Origin of the sequence: Azospirillum sp. B506 (assembly GCF_000333595.1) — a bacterium.
Lineage (GTDB): Bacteria > Pseudomonadota > Alphaproteobacteria > Azospirillales > Azospirillaceae > Azospirillum.
Genome location: NZ_BADK01000530.1, coordinates 19,904 through 36,329 on the forward strand (window position 1 = coordinate 19,904; position 16,426 = coordinate 36,329).

At 69.0% G+C, this 16,426-nt stretch carries 15 protein-coding genes; 8 read left to right on the top strand and 7 right to left on the bottom strand.

The window, feature by feature from the left end; genetic code table 11:
* Window positions 1-196: 196 nt before the first annotated feature.
* Window positions 197-526: a hypothetical protein gene (locus tag I71_RS37500; RefSeq protein ID WP_148294258.1), complete on the bottom strand. Its 330-nt coding sequence runs from the start codon at window positions 524-526 to the stop codon at window positions 197-199.
* 33 nt (window positions 527-559) lie between these two features.
* Here I71_RS37500 and I71_RS15785 point away from each other — a divergent pair, with 33 nt between their 5' ends.
* From I71_RS15785 to cysN, 3 genes are read left to right on the top strand one after another with little or no spacing between them, the layout of a single operon-like run.
* On the top strand, window positions 560-1,396 hold the full coding sequence (locus tag I71_RS15785; protein WP_083897190.1) for a sulfotransferase: 837 nt from the start codon (window positions 560-562) through the stop codon (window positions 1,394-1,396).
* Window positions 1,386-2,390: a sulfate adenylyltransferase subunit CysD gene (gene cysD, locus I71_RS15790; protein ID WP_280109883.1), complete on the top strand. Its 1,005-nt coding sequence runs from the start codon at window positions 1,386-1,388 to the stop codon at window positions 2,388-2,390. The genes I71_RS15785 and cysD overlap by 11 nt, the downstream gene beginning before the upstream one ends.
* Window positions 2,390-4,336 carry a sulfate adenylyltransferase subunit CysN gene (gene cysN / locus I71_RS15795; protein ID WP_083897188.1) on the top strand — a complete coding sequence of 649 codons (1,947 nt, stop codon included), beginning with the start codon at window positions 2,390-2,392 and terminating at the stop codon, window positions 4,334-4,336. The genes cysD and cysN overlap by 1 nt, the downstream gene beginning before the upstream one ends.
* Window positions 4,337-4,372: 36 nt before the next feature.
* On the opposite strand, the gene I71_RS15800 is transcribed toward cysN, so the two are convergent.
* From I71_RS15800 to I71_RS15820, 5 genes are all read right to left on the bottom strand, one after another.
* On the bottom strand, window positions 4,373-4,624 hold the full coding sequence (locus tag I71_RS15800; protein ID WP_049976141.1) for a type II toxin-antitoxin system RelE/ParE family toxin: 252 nt from the start codon (window positions 4,622-4,624) through the stop codon (window positions 4,373-4,375).
* Between the two features lie 41 nt (window positions 4,625-4,665).
* Window positions 4,666-4,950 carry a ribbon-helix-helix protein, CopG family gene (locus I71_RS15805; protein WP_042695797.1) on the bottom strand — a complete coding sequence of 95 codons (285 nt, stop codon included), beginning with the start codon at window positions 4,948-4,950 and terminating at the stop codon, window positions 4,666-4,668.
* A gap of 52 nt (window positions 4,951-5,002) precedes the next feature.
* Complete coding sequence (locus I71_RS15810; protein WP_042695798.1) at window positions 5,003-6,436, bottom strand: UdgX family uracil-DNA binding protein; 1,434 nt, start codon at window positions 6,434-6,436, stop codon at window positions 5,003-5,005.
* Window positions 6,437-6,447: 11 nt separating this feature from the next.
* The gene (locus tag I71_RS15815) at window positions 6,448-7,659 is read right to left on the bottom strand and encodes a putative DNA modification/repair radical SAM protein (RefSeq protein WP_042695799.1); all 1,212 of its coding nucleotides are present in this window, start codon (window positions 7,657-7,659) and stop codon (window positions 6,448-6,450) included.
* Between the two features lie 95 nt (window positions 7,660-7,754).
* Window positions 7,755-9,608, bottom strand: coding sequence for a tetratricopeptide repeat protein (locus tag I71_RS15820; protein WP_042695800.1), 1,854 nt, complete (start codon window positions 9,606-9,608; stop codon window positions 7,755-7,757).
* Window positions 9,609-10,007: 399 nt separating this feature from the next.
* Here I71_RS15820 and I71_RS15825 point away from each other — a divergent pair, with 399 nt between their 5' ends.
* Window positions 10,008-10,685 carry a DUF2076 domain-containing protein gene (locus tag I71_RS15825; protein ID WP_042695811.1) on the top strand — a complete coding sequence of 226 codons (678 nt, stop codon included), beginning with the start codon at window positions 10,008-10,010 and terminating at the stop codon, window positions 10,683-10,685.
* A gap of 225 nt (window positions 10,686-10,910) precedes the next feature.
* Here I71_RS15825 and I71_RS15830 read toward each other — a convergent pair whose 3' ends face one another.
* Window positions 10,911-12,284 carry a nucleotide sugar dehydrogenase gene (locus I71_RS15830; RefSeq protein WP_049976143.1) on the bottom strand — a complete coding sequence of 458 codons (1,374 nt, stop codon included), beginning with the start codon at window positions 12,282-12,284 and terminating at the stop codon, window positions 10,911-10,913.
* 781 nt (window positions 12,285-13,065) lie between these two features.
* Here I71_RS15830 and I71_RS15835 point away from each other — a divergent pair.
* From I71_RS15835 to I71_RS15850, 4 genes are all read left to right on the top strand, one after another.
* Window positions 13,066-13,278: a hypothetical protein gene (locus I71_RS15835; RefSeq protein WP_042695801.1), complete on the top strand. Its 213-nt coding sequence runs from the start codon at window positions 13,066-13,068 to the stop codon at window positions 13,276-13,278.
* A gap of 56 nt (window positions 13,279-13,334) precedes the next feature.
* Window positions 13,335-13,868, top strand: a complete 534-nt coding sequence (gene infC, locus I71_RS15840; RefSeq protein ID WP_081506050.1) for a translation initiation factor IF-3 — start codon at window positions 13,335-13,337, stop codon at window positions 13,866-13,868.
* A 236-nt stretch (window positions 13,869-14,104) separates the two neighbouring features.
* Window positions 14,105-15,781 (top strand): PAS domain-containing sensor histidine kinase, encoded by a 1,677-nt coding sequence (locus tag I71_RS15845; protein WP_049976144.1) that lies wholly within the window; start codon window positions 14,105-14,107, stop codon window positions 15,779-15,781.
* 4 nt (window positions 15,782-15,785) lie between these two features.
* On the top strand, window positions 15,786-16,426 hold a 641-nt coding region (locus I71_RS15850; protein WP_042695802.1), incomplete at its 3' end, for a D-alanyl-D-alanine carboxypeptidase family protein.

Sequence of the window (16,426 nt, forward strand, 5' to 3'; positions counted from 1 at the left end):
CGCTTTATGAGCTAATTCTACAGATAATGCTGGAGAATCTTGGCCTATACGTATCACGAAAATCCGGATTCCTATCGAATTTTGCTTCTATATCTCAAGAATATTTTCATGATCTCCATGAAATTTCTGGGGATGGCGTGATTAACCATCGAGTATTTCATCTGTATATTTGTAAGGCCATGGGGTTAGATCCGGATTAGGCATAAAAAAGCCCGTTCGACAGGACCATAACTGGCCTGGAGAGACGGCGATGCCCGATTTGCAGAAAAATCGCACCGATTGCGGAGACCATGGGGGAACCGGGTTGCCAGGCGAGACGGTGACGCAGAAGGAGGCTGGTGTGTTTTGGAATGGAAAGACCCTGGCAGCCGATCATTATGCCACATCGCTGCGACATCACTTCGGCGATGGTGCTGTTCATCGTCTTCAGAAAGAGATCGGCTTTATCGGAAAACGGCTTCTTCGACTTCCAAGCACCGAAAGATCGGCCTTCTTCGACCCTCTGTTCAGCGAGGAGAACGCCCATCACCTGCGGTCGGTCGCCCGATCGGTCCGCGGGATGGCTGCGGAGGCCGTCGCTGCCGCCCCTGCCTGCCGGTCCGTCCCGCGCATCGTCTTTCTGCACGGGGTGATGCCGCGCAGCGGCACCAACTATCTGCAGAGCCTGCTGGAGCTGCATCCCGACGTGGTGGTCAACCCCTACGGCATCCGTGAGCTTCCAGTCCTGAACACGCTGGAGGATGCCCGCATCTATGAGGGGCGGCTTTTGCGTCTTTATCAACGAAACCGGGAGTCGTTTAGCGATCTGGAAACCTTCTGTTATATGATCGGTGGATTCCTGCACCGGATCGAAGCCGAATTTCCGGCCGACAAGACGGTGGTGATCAAGTCGCCCCACACCCGGATGATGCGCTATTTCCCCTACCTGTTCCCAACGGAGCGCTGCCTGATCGTGCTGCGCGACGGCCGCCGGGCGGTGCAGTCGACCATCGACACCTGGCCGCTGCGCTTCCTCGGCCGGACCTTTGCCGACGTCTGCCGCGAATGGAGCTTCGGCACCGAGGCGGCGCTGGAGGCGCAGAGCCGGATGGGCGCCGACGCCTGCCGTCTGGTCCGTTTCGAGGACGCCGTGGCGGCCCCGGACGGCACCGTCCGCGGCCTGATGCGCTTTCTGGAGCTGGACGAGGGACGCTATCCGTTCGCGCGGATCAGCGACCTTCCCATTCTGGGATCGTCCCGCGCCTCGCGCAGCAACGGCGCGGTCAGCTGGACCCCTGTCAGGAAACCCGAAGGCTTCGATCCGTCGAAGCGCCCGATCCAATGGTCGCACAAGCGTCGGAGCGTGTTCGACGCCGTGGCCGGAGACATGCAGAAGAAGGCCGGCTATGCTGCTTGATCCACTGCTCGACACCCGTCCCGCGGCCACCGGGGCCAAGGACCGGCCCGCCACCCTTTCCGGGGACGATTTGCCCGCCATCCTGACCGCACCGGCCCGCCTCACCCACCTGCAAAGGCTGGAGGCGGAGAGCATCCACATCATGCGCGAGGTGGCGGCACAGTTCCACAAGCCGGTCATGCTCTATTCCGTGGGCAAGGACAGCTCGGTCCTGCTGCATCTGGCGATGAAGGCCTTCTACCCGTCGAAGCCGCCCTTTCCGCTGCTGCATGTCGACACGACCTGGAAGTTCCGGGAGATGATCGACTTCCGCGACCGCATGGCGCGGGAGCTGGGCATCGACCTGACGGTCCACATCAACCGGGACGGCGTGCGCCAGGGGATCGGTCCCTTCACCCACGGCTCGGCCGTCCACACCGACGTGATGAAGACGCAGGCGCTCAAACAGGCGCTCGACGCCCACGGCTTCGACGCCGCCTTCGGCGGGGCGCGCCGCGACGAGGAGAAGAGCCGCGCCAAGGAGCGCATCTTCTCCTTCCGGACATCCACCCACCGCTGGGAGCCGAAGAACCAGCGGCCGGAGCTGTGGAGCCTCTACAACGGGCGCATCCACAAGGGCGAGAGCATCCGCGTCTTCCCGCTGTCGAACTGGACCGAGCTGGACATCTGGCAGTACATCCACCAGGAGAACATCCCGGTGGTGCCGCTCTATTTCGCCAAGCCCCGTCCGGTGGTGGAGCGCGACGGCACGCTGATCATGGTCGATGACGACCGCCTGCCGCTCAGGCCCGGCGAGGTGCCGGAGATGGCCTGGGTGCGCTTCCGCACGCTCGGTTGCTATCCGCTGACCGGGGCCGTGCGCAGCACCGCCGCCACCCTGCCCGAGATCATCCGCGAGATGCTGCTGTCCACCAGTTCGGAACGGCAGGGCCGCGTGATCGACCAGGACGCCGCCGCCTCGATGGAAGCGAAGAAGCAGGAAGGCTACTTCTGATGCTGACGGATCTCGATCCCGCCGCCGCGTCCGCCGCCGTCGGTCCTGTCGATGGCTCCCCCATGGATGCCGCCGACGAGGTACGGACGTATCTGGCCCGCCAGAACGGCAAGGACCTGCTGCGCTTCATCACCTGCGGCTCGGTGGACGACGGCAAGTCGACGCTGATCGGCCGGCTGCTCTACGACTGCAAATGCCTGTTCGAGGACCAGCTGGCCAGCCTGGAGGCGGATTCGGGCCGCTTCGGCACCACCGGCGCCGGCCAGCTCGACCTCGCCCTGCTGGTCGACGGGCTGGCGGCGGAGCGCGAGCAGGGCATCACCATCGACGTCGCCTACCGCTTCTTCACCACCGACCGCCGCAAGTTCATCGTCGCCGACACGCCGGGCCACGAGCAGTACACCCGCAACATGGTCACCGGCGCGTCGACCGCCGACGCCGCGGTGCTGCTGGTCGATGCACGCAAGGGGGTGCTGACCCAGACCCGGCGTCACAGCACCATCGTCTCGCTTCTGGGCGTGCGCCATGTCGTGCTGGCGGTCAACAAGATGGACGCCGTCGGCTGGGACCGCGAGACCTTCGAGCGCATCGCCGCCGACTACCGCGCCTTCGCCCGGCGCATCGGCCTCGACGAGGTCACCTGCATCCCGGTCTCGGCGCTGACCGGCGACAACGTCACCAAGCCGTCGGAGCAGATGGGCTGGTACGGCGGCCCCACCCTGCTCGGCCATCTGGAAAGCGTGGACGCCGCGGCGGAGGAGAAGCTCGGCGCCTTCCGCCTGGCGGTGCAATGGGTGAACCGGCCGAACCAGGATTTCCGCGGCTTCTGCGGCACGGTGGCCGGCGGCGCGCTGCGCGCCGGCGACGATGTCGCCATCCTGCCCGGCGGCCGGACCAGCCGGGTGGCGCGGATCGTCACCATGGACGGTGAGCTTGAGGCGGCATTGCCCGGACAGGCCGTCACCCTGGTGCTGGCCGACGAGGTCGACGCCAGCCGCGGCGACATGATCGTCGCCGCCGCCGGCCGGCCGGAGGTCGCCGACCAGTTCGCGGCGCATGTCGTGTGGATGGACGAGCAGCCGCTGCTGCCCGGCCGCTCCTACCTGCTGCGCGCCGGCACGGCGACGGTCGGCGCCCAGGTGACGGAGCTGAAGCACGCCATCAACGTCAACACCCAGGAGCATGCCGCCGCCAAGCATCTGGACCTCAACGACGTCGGCTTCTGCAATCTGGCGCTCGACCGGCCGATCCCGTTCGACGCCTATGCCGACAGCCGCGAGACCGGCAGCTTCATCCTGATCGACCGGCTGACCAACGCCACCGCCGGCTGCGGCATGATCCGCTTCCCCCTGCGCCGGGCCTCCAACATCCACCGCCATGCCTCGAAGCTGGACAAGGCGGCGCGCGCCGGCGGCCTGCAGAAGCCCTGCGTGCTGTGGTTCACCGGCCTGTCCGGCTCCGGCAAGTCCAGCGTCGCCGATGGGCTGGAGCAGGAGCTGCACCGTCTCGGCCGCCACACCATGATCCTCGACGGTGACAATGTCCGCCACGGGCTGAACCGGGATCTGGGCTTCACCGACGAGGACCGGGTGGAGAACATCCGCCGGGTGGCCGAGGTGGCGAAGCTGATGGTGGAGGCCGGGCTGATCGTGCTGGTCAGCTTCATCTCCCCCTTCCGCGAGGAACGCCGGATGGCGCGCTCCCTGGTGGAGGAGGGCGAGTTCCTGGAGATCTTCATGGACACGCCGCTGGAGGTCTGCGAGGCCCGCGACCCCAAGGGGCTCTACAGGAAGGCGCGCGCCGGCCAGCTACCCCACTTCACCGGCATCGACAGCGCCTATGAGCCGCCGGAGGCCCCGGAGATCACCCTGAAGGGCGCCGAACACGGCACCGACGCGATGGTCGCCCAGCTGATCGGAGAGCTGCGGCGGCGCGCGGTGATCTGAGGGGAAGTGAGGCGGAGCGGCAACGGACCACTCACCCTACTCCTCGAACTCGCCACGGACGGCGAGTGCAGCGGCGTCACGCGCGCCATGAAGGACACGGACGATCGCCACCGCGTCCGGCAGCGGACGATAATAGATCGCGTAGGCACGGTGGAAGGTCACCCGCAGCCCTGGATCCAGCTCGTCGCGGGAGGCCCCCGATAAAGGGAAGCGGCGCAGAGGCTGAAGCGTGTCTTCGATGGCCCGGATGAAGCCGGTCGCCACCGTTTCGGAGGACTCCGCCGCCACATGGGCCCAGAGTTCTGCAAGGTCGGCTTCCGCCGCCTCGGTCAGGCGGAGCGGGAGCGGGCGGATAATGCTTTCCCCCGTTCGGCGATCCGGTCGGCATTGAAGTCTGTCAGGCGTCCTTCGGCCAGATCGGCCATGCCTCGGTCGATGTCCGCCTTCAGCGATGCGAATTCCTGGCGTTGCAGGGCGCGCTTTACCGCCCAGTCGCGCAGAGCCTCGCGGATGACCTCGCTGTTCGACGCATAATCGCCGCCGGCAACGGCGCCCTTCACAGCCGCCGCCATGGCGGCCGGCAAGGTGATGGTCAGACGCTCGATCTCCGCCATGATGGCTCTCCCTGGAATACTTGATCATACTTGATCATACCGATAGAAGCCGTCAACCCGCTCCCTCCACCAACCCCCGCGCCCGCCGCAGGTCGCTGACGAAGTCGCGATAGGCCCGCTCCGCCCCCTCGCCGGCCGGCAGGCGCAGCAGGTGGGACGGGTGGACGGTGACGAACCCCTCCCAATCGCCGAACCCCATCGGCCCGCGCTCCCGCAGCACGGACACGCTGCGCCCGGTCAGCGCCAGTGCGGCGGTGGCGCCCAGCGTCACCACCAGGCGCGGGCGGACGAAGGCCAGCTCCTTCATCAGCCACCAGCGGTAATGCTTGACCTCGCCGGCGGTCGGCGACTGGTGCAGGCGGCGCTTGCCGCGGGCGACGAACTTGAAATGCTTCACCGCGTTGGTCAGGTAGGCGGCGCTGCGCGCGATCCCCGCCTCCTCCAGCGCACGGGTAAGCAGTTGCCCGGCGGGGCCGACGAAGGGGCGGCCCTCCACATCCTCCCGGTCGCCGGGCTGCTCGCCGACGATGGCGATGGCGGCTCCCACCGGCCCCTCGCCCGGCACCGCCTGCGTCGCCCCCGGCACCAGCGGGCCTGATATCATTGGTTCTGCCGCCCGGATGATGCGGTTCAGCTCGGCCAGCGTCGCCGGCTCCTGCCGGGCCATGGCGGCGACGGCCTTGTCGGGGGTGCGGCGGCGGGGGACCGCGGCCTCCGCCTCGATCATCGCCTGCACCCGCGCGGGCGCCGAGCGGATCATCGCCGGAATGGCTGCAGCCTCCGGCAAATTGGCCCAGTATTTCCGCGGCATCTCCGCCCGCATCGCGGTGGGGTTCACCCGGGCCGGGTTGAAGGTGCTTTCGTAATAGCGCTGCCAGCCCTCGGCGAAGCGGTCGTCGCGGTCGAGCCCCTCCGGCCTCAAAGCCGCCGGTCCGATCGTCAGCGACCGCCGGTCCCACTGCAGCGATCCGACCGGCGTCAGGATGGTCCAGACCAGACTCTCGAACCGCTCGACGAAGAAGGGGGCGGTGGCCTCGACGATGAAATGGTCCGGCTCGAACCAGGCGAGATAGCGCTCGCCCCCATCCGGATCCCGGACCTCATGGAAGCGCAGGAAGGCGTGCATCTTGTGCAGGTCGCGCCGCACCGCCTTGTCCAGCAGTGCCAGCCGGTGGACCAGCGGGTCGGCATGATGGTCGAGCATGTCACGCTCCCCCCGCACCACCCGCCGGACCAGCCGGTGCAGCAGGGCGTAGCGTTCCGGATCGCGGTGGCAGACCACGCTTTCGATCAGCGCCCCCACCGGGCGCGGCAGCGGAACCGGCGGCGCGTCTGCCGGCAAGGGCGCCGCATCCCCGAACAGCGACGGTGCTGCCCCAATGTTCCAATCCACCTCGTCCGGTTCGACGCCGAGCGCGACCAGCCCGCGCAGCGCGCGGCGGAAGCCGTCGAGATCGGCGCCGTCCTTCAACTCCACACGCCGCATGGCCAAGCCTCTCAGAACAGGCTGAGCTGCTTGGGCGGCGCCACCAGCCTTTGCCGCAGGTCGGCGCGGTCGGTCAGCCCGCCCGGATGGTGGTCGGCGGCGATCAGGAAGGCGCGCGCCCGCTTCAGCCCCGACGACAGCCGGGCGACATCCTCCAGCCGCAGACTGGTGTGGCGCCGCGCCTCGACGATCCTGTCGACCGCCCGCCCCCCCAGCCCCGGCACGCGCAGCAGCATCTCGCGGTCGGCGCGGTTGACGTCGACCGGGAAGCGCTCGCGGTTCTTCAGGGCCCAGGCCAGCTTGGGGTCGATGCCGAGATCCAGCATGCCGCCCTCGCCCCCGGCGGCGATCTCCTCCACCGTGAAGCCGTAATAGCGCAGCAGCCAGTCGGCCTGGTACAGCCGGTTCTCGCGCTGGAGCGGCGGCGGCTTGGCCGGCAGGGCGGAGCTGGCCTCCGGGATCGGGCTGAAGGCCGAATAATAGACCCGGCGCAGGCCATAGCGGCGATAGAGCGTGTCGCTGGTCTCCAGCACCGACAGGTCGGTGGAGGCGTCGGCGCCGACGATCATCTGGGTGCTCTGCCCGGCGGGGGAAAAGCGGCGCTTCTCCTCCCTGGCCTCCGCGATGCGCTCGCCGACCTGCCCCATCACCGCCTTGATCGCGCCGCCGTCCTTTTCCGGCGCGAACTGCTTCAGGCTGCGGTCGGACGCCAGCTCCAGGTTGATCGACAGCCGGTCGGCCCACAGCCCGGCCTGCTCGATCAGCCAGGGGCTGGCCTCCGGGATCGTCTTCAGATGGATGTAGCCGGCGAAGCCATGGTCGCGCCGCAGGGTGCGCGCCACCAGCATCAGCTGCTCCATCGTGTAATCGGGCGAGCGGATGATGCCGGAGGACAGGAACAGCCCCTCGATGCAGTTGCGCTTGTAGAAGCCCAGGGTCAGCCGCACGACCTCCTCGACGCTGAAGCGCGCCCGCCGCACGTTGGAGGAGCGGCGGTTGATGCAGTAGGCGCAGTCGAACAGGCAATGGTTGGTCAGCAGGATCTTGAGCAGCGAGACGCAGCGCCCGTCCGGCGTATAGGCGTGGCAGATGCCGGCCCCGGTGGTCGAGCCGATGCCGTCCGGCCCGCCTGTCCGCCGCTTCGCCCCCGACGATGCGCAGGAGGCATCGTACTTCGCGGCGTCCGCCAGAATTTCGAGCTTGTCGAGCAGCGCGTCATCCACCGCGGGAACTTCCCTCTCCCTTGCCAATGTTCGCAATATGTTCTTATGCGGGCAAAAGGCAAGCCTCCTTCGGCCTGCCCTGCCGGCCTGCCCCGTCAGCCTGCTTGCAGCGCCTCGCCCAGTTCCCGCAGCACGCCGTCCCAGTCGCCCGGCGTGTCCTGCCGGAACAGCCGGACCGACGGATACCAGACCGTGTCACGGCGGCCCTGCATCCAGCGCCAGTCGGCGGCGTGGGGAAGCAGCGCCCAGGTCGGGCACCCCAGCCCGCCGGCGAGATGGACGGTGGAATTGTCGATCGACACCACCAGATCCATGGCGGCGATCAGCGCCGCCAGCCCGTCGATGTCGCTCCAGGCGTCCAGCCCCGGATCGGTGACGCCGGCGGCGGCGGCCTCCGCGGCGACGTCGCCATATTGCAGACTGACCAGCCTGACGTCCGGCCGGTCCTCCGCCCCACCCCTCAAAGCCCCCCTCAAAGCCTGGGCCAGCCGGTCGAGCGGGATGGAGCGCAGATGTCCGACCGCGGCGTTCTTGCTGCTCCAGGAAATTCCGATCAGCCGGCAGCCCTCTCCCCGGCCCTCTCCCTGGCCATCCGCAAGACGCCGCCGCATCTCGGCCACCCGGTCGGGATCGGCCTTCAGGAAGGCGGGCTGGCGGCCGGCGAAATCCTCCAGCCGGCGGCGCATCAGGCGCGGCAGGCTGCCGGCGGGGATCTGCGCGACGATGTCCGGCGCGGTCAGGCGGCGGCTCAACGGCTCGCTGCGCCCGACCACGGCGACGCCCGGTCGGGTGTCGGGCAGGCCGCGGGCGAGCAGCGGGGCCAGCCGCGCGTCGCAATCCAGCACCACCCGCACCCCGTCCCCGGCCAGCTGCGGGATCAGGCTGGCGAACATCACCTCGTCGCCCAGCCCCTGCTCCCCCCAGACCAGCAGACTGCCGTCACCAAGCGGGCGCCCGTCCCACAGCGGCTGGGGAAACCGGGCGTGCGGGAAGCGGCCGGACGGGGCGTCCCATCCCTGCTCATAGGCGTCCCATCCCTCCGCCAGGCGGCCGAGCGTCAGCAGGGCGATGGAGCGGTTGAAGCGGGGCTGGACATCGGTCGCGGGATCGATGCCGGCCGCCTGTTCATAGGCGCCCACCGCCTCCCCGGCCTTTCCCCGCGCCATCAGGATGGAGCCCAGCGTGTTCCAGCCGGCGGCGAAGCCGGAGGCCGCGGCGACCGCGGCCCGTGCGTCCTCCTCCGCCCGCTCCAGCCTGTCCAGCTTCAGCCAGCTGTCGGCGCGGTTGTTCAGCAGCACGGGGTTCCCCGGCAGCAGGACCAGCCCACGGCCATAGGCGGCCGCCGACCGCGCAAGCGCCTCTCTCTGCGCCTCCCTGCGCACGCCTCGCTGCCGTTCCATTCCCTTCAGCCGGTTGGCAAGCTCGTTCCACGGGACAGGGTCGTCGGGGGCGAGCGCCACGTCGATGCGTGCGGCCGCCACCGCCCGCCCCAGCCCCGGTTCCATGGCGGCCAGCCGCAGCAGCGCCCCGGGATGGGCCGGCTCCAGCATCAGCACCGTGCGGAAACCGGTCCGCGCCGCCGCGGCCTGTCCCGTATCCTGGAGCAGAACCGCCCGCTGGAAGCGCGTCTCCGCCTCCTCCGGCCGCAGGGCGACGGCATGGGCATAATGGCGGGCGGCCCGGTCGGACCGGTTCAGCGCGGCCTGGAGCCGTGCCAGATTGACATGGAAATCGGCGATGTCGGGAGCGACGGCGATGGCCTGCCCGATCCGGCCGGCCCCCTCCTCCGGCTGTCCGGTCAGCGCCGCCAGGATGCCCCACAGGTGAAGCGCGTGGGGATGGCCGGGGGAAGCCTGGAGGATGCGGCGATACAGGATGTCCGCCTTGGCGAAGCGCCCGGCCTCCTGGTGATCCAGCGCCGCGACCAGCGCTTCCTGCAATGTTGCCATCGTTCCTTATAGGGTGGGCGGCGTTGCCGGTCCAGGCCCGCTCCCGTCCCGGCTCCCGTCCGGGCCGTTTCGGGGTGCAAAACTTGCGGGGGCCGTCTTGACAGGAAAGCGGGACGGGGCCACGTGCTCATCACCTGGATCCGGGCCCCTCTGGCGACTTAGACGTGGTCGCGATGTCGGATCTCTTCACCTGCCTTTGCGCCGACGGGCGTGACCGCACTTGGAGGGACCGATGTCCTCTTCCCCGACCCCCTCGCCCGAACGCCCGCCCCTTCCCGCCTCCGACGCTTCCCCGACGCGCACCGCCCCTCCGGCGCGCGGCCGCAGCCTTGCGCCTCCCCAGGGTGTCGGCACCGGACGCGGGATCCTGTCCGCAACCTCATGAAGACGAGCATCGCCATGGACCAGACCGAACGCCAGATCATCGACGACCTGTTCGCCAAGCTGCATCAGGCCGAGGCGCAATCCGGCCCGCGCGATCCCGAGGCCGAGGGGATGATCCGCGAGCGGATCGCCCGCCAGCCCGCCGCTCCCTATCTGATGGCCCAGGCCATCGTGATGATGGAGCAGGCGCTCGCCGCCTCCCAGGCCCGCAACGAGGAGCTGGAACGCCAACTGCGCGAGCGCCCCGCCGCCCCTGCTCCGGCCCAGTCCGGTGGTGGCGGCCTGTTCGGCAGCCTGTTCGGCGGCGGCAGCCGGCCGGCGCCGCAGCCCTCCTATCCGGCGGCTTCCCCGGCTGCTGCCGCTCCGGCTGCCGCCCTGCCGCCCGGTTCGCCCTGGGGCCGTCCCCCCGCCGCTGCCGGTGCCCCTGCCTATGGCGACCCGCGCGTCGCCGCCTATGCCCAGCAGCCGCGGGCCGGCGGCGGCTTCATGGCCGGCGCGATGCAGACGGCGGCCGGCGTCGCCGGCGGCATGCTGATCGGCAGCGCGCTGTCCAGCATGTTCTCCGGCGGCGAGGCGATGGCGGGTGAGGCCGCCACCGCGGCCACCGATGCGGCCACCGCCGCCACCGACCATGTCGAACAGACGGTCGAGGACAGCGGCTGGGGCGATTTTGGCGGCGAGGAGGAGATCTGACTCCATCCTTCCGGGCGGCGCTCCGTTGAATTTGGCGCCGCCTTCAGGGAACGAATTCCTATAGAATGGCGTCGGACTCACCGGTACGGAGCCGACGCCATGCCTCCCCCTCCCTCCTTTTCAGGATCGCCTGCACCGGGGCATGGGAGGGGGATTTCCCCGACCGGTGGAACGGCAGCGTCCGGCATGTTCCACGCTGTTCCAACCCTGCCGGCGGCCCCGCCCTCAGGCCTTCACGATGCGGTCGGCGAAGCCTTCGATGCCGTCCACGGCGTGCATGGCGTTGCGGGTGTCGACCACCAGCGGGCAATGGGTGGCGAGTCCCCGATAGTCGATGCCGTCATGGTCGGTGACGATCACCGCGGCGTCGAAGCCGGCAAGCCGCTCCACCGTCCACTCGACCGACCGCCGGCCGGCGAGCGCCGCATGCTCGCGGGTCACCGGCAGCACCGGGATGAAGGGGTCGTGGTACTCGACCGCCGCCCCGCGCTCCAGCAGCATCTCCATCAGCCGCAGCCCCGGCGATTCCCGGCTGTCGTCGACATTCTTCTTGTAGGCCATGCCGACCAGCAGGATGCGCGACCGGCTGAGCCCGATCCCGGACTGGCGGTCGAGCGCCAGGGCGAGGCGGTCGACCACATGGCGCGGCATCATCGTGTTGACCTCGCCCGCCAGTTCGATGAAGCGGGTGGAGATCTGGTATTCGCGCGCCTTCCAGGTCAGATAGAAGGGGTCGATCGGGATGCAGTGGCCGCCCAGACCGGGGCCGGGATAGAAGGGCATGAAGCCGAAGGGCTTGGTCTTCGCCGCCTCGATCACCTCCCAGATGTCGATGCCCATCGGCTCGAAGACGATCTTCAGCTCGTTCACCAGGGCGATGTTGACCGAGCGGAAGATGTTCTCGGTCAGCTTGGTCGCCTCCGCCGCCCGCGTGCCCGACACCGGCACCACCTGCGGCACCACCTGCTCGTAGAGCGCCACCGCCAGCCGCCGCGCGCCGTCGTCGTCGCCGCCGACCACCTTGGGGATGGTGCTGGTGGTGAAGGTGATGTTGCCGGGATCCTCGCGCTCGGGCGAATAGGCCAGGAAGAAGTCCCGCCCGCTCGCCAGCCCGGTCTCCTCCAGGATCGGCCGCATCACCTCGTCGGTGGTGCCGGGCCAGGTGGTCGATTCCAGAACCACCAGCTGGCCCCGGCGCAGCCGGTCGCGGATCAGGCGGGTGGAAGCCTCGACGAAGCTCAGGTCCGGCTCGCGCTGCGGCGACAGCGGGGTGGGGACGCAGACGATCACGGCATCGCAGGCGGCGAACCCGTCGGCATCGGCCGTCGCCTGGAACCGTCCGGTCGCCACCGCCTGGGCGATGCGGTCGTCGGCGATCTGCCGGATGTAGGAGCGCCCGCCGTTCAGCGCCGCCGCCTTGGCCGGGTCGATGTCGAAGCCGGTGACCGCGAAGCCGGCCCCGGTCAGCGCCAGGGCCAGCGGCAGCCCGACATAGCCGAGCCCGATCACCGCCACCCGCGCGCTGCGGCCGCGATAGGCGCTTTCCAGAGACCGGATGTCGGGCGCCTGGGTATCGGGCGAGGGATTCGCTGTGCTCATCGTGCCGTTCCGTAAAGACGCTGCTGCAGGCAGGGCGGCAGCCGAATCAGTGACGGCCATGTGTGACGGGCGGCACGGCTTTGCGCAACCCCCCGTTCCGTGCGAGACCCTGGCTCCGAAACTCTGGTGCCGGAACCGCGGAGGGCGCCGCAGGGCAGGGAGGCGATACCGGCGGTCAAAGGATATGGTTATGAGCGCATGACCGCCGGGATAGTGCCATTGGTCACGAATACCGGCAGAGCCGATACGAAGTCTGGGAATGGCACCCCGGCGGGGCGTCCCGGCGCATCTCTCTGGGTGACCGTGACCGAACCAGATCCCATCCACTCCGCGCAGGACATGGCAACCATGGACCAAGCAGGTGGAGGATTTCAACCAGGGCAACCGGCAGAGCATTGGAACGGCGCCGGTCAACGGGAAACCCTGTCAGCGGGTGAGTCGGAACCCTCCGACGAGCCTTCCACGGTCCCTGCGCGTCCCGCCGCGGGATGGAGGGCCGCTGCGGAGCGCTTGAAAAGCGCCGGCCCGCTTCCCATCTGGAAGAAAGCCGAAAACCGCCTCGTGCGGTGCCATCCCCCCAGCTTTTCCGCCCCGGCGGGAAGGAGCCTTCACCGGGGACGCCGGCCTTTTGGAACATGTCCATATCCGGTCCTGTTTCGCCTTGTTGGAGCCTCTTGCGGCGGTTTAGCCGCTTGCTGCTCCCGTTTCGCCATACCACACACAAGCAAGAGCCGGCCGGCACCGATTTCTTCGGTCCGCCCATCCGGCCTGGAGGATTTTCATGACGACCCCGATCGTTTCCGCCCTTTCGCAGACCGCCGGCCATTTTGCCGCCCAGCCCGCGCTTGCACCGGCCCACCTGGCCAGCACCCGCCTTTCTGCCGGCCAGTTCGCCGCAGTCGAGGGCAAAAAGCCCGATTTTCGTGCCGATCCCGAGCCGTCCGGCTTGACCCGCGGCGAACTGCGGCAGATTGTGCTCGACATCCTGGGCTGAGCTTCTCGGCCCGGGCTTAGCCCTTTTCTACCCATCCACGACCACAGGAGATCACCATAGCCAAGCTCTACGACGCGGACCCCGTCCGCGAAGGCCCGCGCCTCAACCGTGAAATCACCGCCCGTATGGTCCGCCTCGTCGGCGCCGACGGCGAGATGGTCGGCGTGGTGCCGCTCCGCCAAGCGCTGGAAGCCGCCGCGGATGCCGACCTCGACCTCGTCGAAGTGGCGCCCCAGGCGGATCCGCCTGTCTGCAAGATCCTCGATTACGGCAAGTTCCGCTTCGAGGAGCAGAAGAAGGCCAACGAGGCGCGGAAGAAGCAGAAGATCATCGAGCTGAAGGAAATCAAACTTCGGCCGAACATCGACGATCACGACTATGACGTGAAGATGCGCTCCGCCATCCGCTTCATCGAGGAAGGCGACAAGGTCAAGATGACCATGCGCTTCCGCGGCCGCGAGATGGCGCACCAGGATCTCGGTCTGAACGTGCTCGTCCGCGTGCGCGACCAGCTCCAGGACATCGCCAAGGTCGAGCAGATGCCCCGGGTCGAAGGCCGCATGATGGTCATGGTTCTGGCCCCGCGCTGAGCTTGGGCCAAAGGGATCCTGCGGGGCGGTCCGCCGCCCCGCCCCTTTCCCTTCCAGATGTAAATACCGCTAAAAAACGTGCCGCCCCAAATCGCGCTGGATTAATCCCGGAACATCCTGCGTGACGCCGCGGAATAATGCCCGACTATTCGCTTTGGGTTATTGACCCTGTCGGCACCGAACGCGGATCATCGGACGTCCCGTTTCTCCCTTCTGTGTTCCGGAAAGCCGTTGTTATGAAGGACGAGCGTGTCGCGCCCGCCTGGGAACCAATCTCCGGCGAACGGCAGTTCCGCCTGCTGGTCCAGAGCGTGGTCGACTATGCGATCTTCATGCTCGACCCCGCCGGCGTCGTCCGCAGCTGGAATGCGGGGGCCGCCCGCATGAAGGGCTATGCCGCCGACGAGATCGTCGGCCGGCATTTCTCCAGCTTCTACACCGAAGAAGACCGCGCCGCCGGCCTGCCGCAGCGGGCGCTCGCCACCGCGCTGTCCGAGGGCAGGTTCGAGGCGGAGGGCTGGCGCCTGCGCAAGGACGGCACCCGTTTCTGGGCCAGCGTCGTCATCGACCCCATCCGCGACGAGACCGGAACCCTGCGCGGCTTCGCCAAGGTCACCCGCGACATCACCGAGCGCCGCAAGGCCCAGCAGGCGCTGGACGAAGCGCGCGAGGCCCTGGCCCAGGCGCAGAAGATGGAGGCTATCGGCCAGCTGACCGGCGGCGTCGCCCATGACTTCAACAACCTGCTGCAAGCCATCAGCAGCAGCCTGGAGCTGATCGAGCAGCGGCTCTCGGCCGGGCGCAGCGACATCGCCCCCTTCACCGCCACCGCCCGCGCCGCGGTGGACCGGGCCGCCACCCTGACCCGCCGCCTGCTGGCCTTCGCCCGGCGCCAGCCGCTGAAGCCGGAGCATGTCGACCTGAACGCGGTGGTGGCCGGGCTGTGGGACCTGCTCGGCCGCTCGGTGGGCGAGCAGATCCGGCTGGAGCGCCGGCTGGCGGAGCCGCTGTGGCCGGTCCATGCCGATGTGAACCAGCTCGAAAGCGCCCTGCTGAACCTGGTGATCAACGCCCGCGACGCCATGCCCGAGGGGGGATGCGTGACGGTGGGGACCGCCAACGCCACCCTGGCATCGGCCGACCTCGTCGGCGAGCCGGGGGCGGAGCCCGGCGACTATGCGGTGCTGACCGTGCGCGACAGCGGGACGGGCATGCCGCCGGACGTGCTGGCCCGCGCCTTCGAGCCCTTCTTCACCACCAAGCCGATCGGCCAGGGCACCGGTCTGGGGCTGAGCCAGCTTTACGGCTTCGCCCGCCAGTCCGGGGGCTTCGTCCGCATCGACAGCGCGGTCGGTCGCGGCACCGCGGTGCATCTCCATCTGCCGCGCGACCATGCCGCCGCGGCCGAACAGGCCGTTCCCAACCCCGGCCCTGCTCCGGCCGGCGGGCAGGCCGGGCGCGGCACCGTGCTGGTGGTCGAGGACGAGGAACTGGTCCGCATGCTGCTGGTGGAGGTGCTGGAGAGCGCCGGCTACACCGCGCTGGAAGCCGGCGACGGCGCCACGGCACTTGCCCGGCTGGCGGGGGCCGGGACCGGGGCGAAGCCGCCGGTCGACCTGCTGGTGACCGATGTCGGGCTTCCCGGCCTGAACGGCCGCCAGCTGGCGGAGGCGGCACGGGCGCGCTATCCCGATCTGAAGGTGCTGTTCCTGACCGGCTATGCCTTCCAGGCCCTGGACGACAGGCCCGGCGACGGCGAGGATGGGTTCGGCCGCAACACGCGCATGCTGGTCAAGCCGGTGGCGGTCGATGCCTTCCGCGCCATGGTGCGGTCGATCCTGTCCGATGGCCTGTCCGATGGCCCGTCCGGCTTTTCTCCGCCCCGCCCTTCCCCGTCCTCCAGGGAGACCTGAGACGATGCATCCGCCCGCCCGCGTCTCGACGCGGCTGCTCTCCCTGGCCGTTCTCACGGTTCTGGTTGCGGTCCTGCTGACGCCCCTGCCGGCCTTGGCCAAGCGCCCGGCGAAAAAGGCTTCCGGGCCGGTCGCCGCGGAGATCCTGATGGATGCCGGCAGCGGCAAGGTCCTTCAGGGGCGCAATGCCGACACCCTGACCTACCCGGCGTCGCTGACCAAGATGATGACGCTGCTGCTGACCTTCGAGGCGCTGGACCGCGGCACGCTGCGGCTGAACCAGAACCTCGTGGTGTCGCAGCATGCCGCGTCGATGCCGCCGTCCCGGCTTTGGCTGTCGGCCGGCAGCACCATCCCGGTGGAGCAGGCGATCCTGGCCCTGGTCACCCGCTCGGCCAACGACGTGGCGGTGGTGCTGGGCGAGGCGCTGGGCGGCAGCGAGACGGCCTTTGCCGCGAAGATGACCGCGCGCGCCAAGGCGCTCGGCATGCGCCGCACGGTGTTCCGCAACGCATCGGGCCTGCCCGACCGGCTGCAGCGGACGACGGCGCGCGACATGGCGATCCTGTCCCGTGCGCTGATCCGCGACCACGCCCGGCATTACGCCTATTTCCAGCGCCGCAGCTTCGACTGGCAGGGCGACAC

What these genes read in the sequence shown, in the direction of transcription:
- I71_RS37500 (WP_148294258.1), bottom strand. Translation starts at nt 526, where the DNA reads ATGGGCGTTCTCCTCGCTGAACAGAGGGTCGAAGAAGGCCGATCTTTC.
- I71_RS15785 (WP_083897190.1), top strand. Translation starts at nt 560, where the DNA reads ATGGCTGCGGAGGCCGTCGCTGCCGCCCCTGCCTGCCGGTCCGTCCCG.
- cysD (WP_280109883.1), top strand. Translation starts at nt 1,386, where the DNA reads ATGCTGCTTGATCCACTGCTCGACACCCGTCCCGCGGCCACCGGGGCC.
- cysN (WP_083897188.1), top strand. Translation starts at nt 2,390, where the DNA reads ATGCTGACGGATCTCGATCCCGCCGCCGCGTCCGCCGCCGTCGGTCCT.
- I71_RS15805 (WP_042695797.1), bottom strand. Translation starts at nt 4,950, where the DNA reads ATGGCGGAGATCGAGCGTCTGACCATCACCTTGCCGGCCGCCATGGCG.
- I71_RS15810 (WP_042695798.1), bottom strand. Translation starts at nt 6,436, where the DNA reads ATGCGGCGTGTGGAGTTGAAGGACGGCGCCGATCTCGACGGCTTCCGC.
- I71_RS15820 (WP_042695800.1), bottom strand. Translation starts at nt 9,608, where the DNA reads ATGGCAACATTGCAGGAAGCGCTGGTCGCGGCGCTGGATCACCAGGAG.
- I71_RS15825 (WP_042695811.1), top strand. Translation starts at nt 10,008, where the DNA reads ATGGACCAGACCGAACGCCAGATCATCGACGACCTGTTCGCCAAGCTG.
- I71_RS15830 (WP_049976143.1), bottom strand. Translation starts at nt 12,284, where the DNA reads ATGAGCACAGCGAATCCCTCGCCCGATACCCAGGCGCCCGACATCCGG.
- I71_RS15835 (WP_042695801.1), top strand. Translation starts at nt 13,066, where the DNA reads ATGACGACCCCGATCGTTTCCGCCCTTTCGCAGACCGCCGGCCATTTT.
- I71_RS15845 (WP_049976144.1), top strand. Translation starts at nt 14,105, where the DNA reads ATGAAGGACGAGCGTGTCGCGCCCGCCTGGGAACCAATCTCCGGCGAA.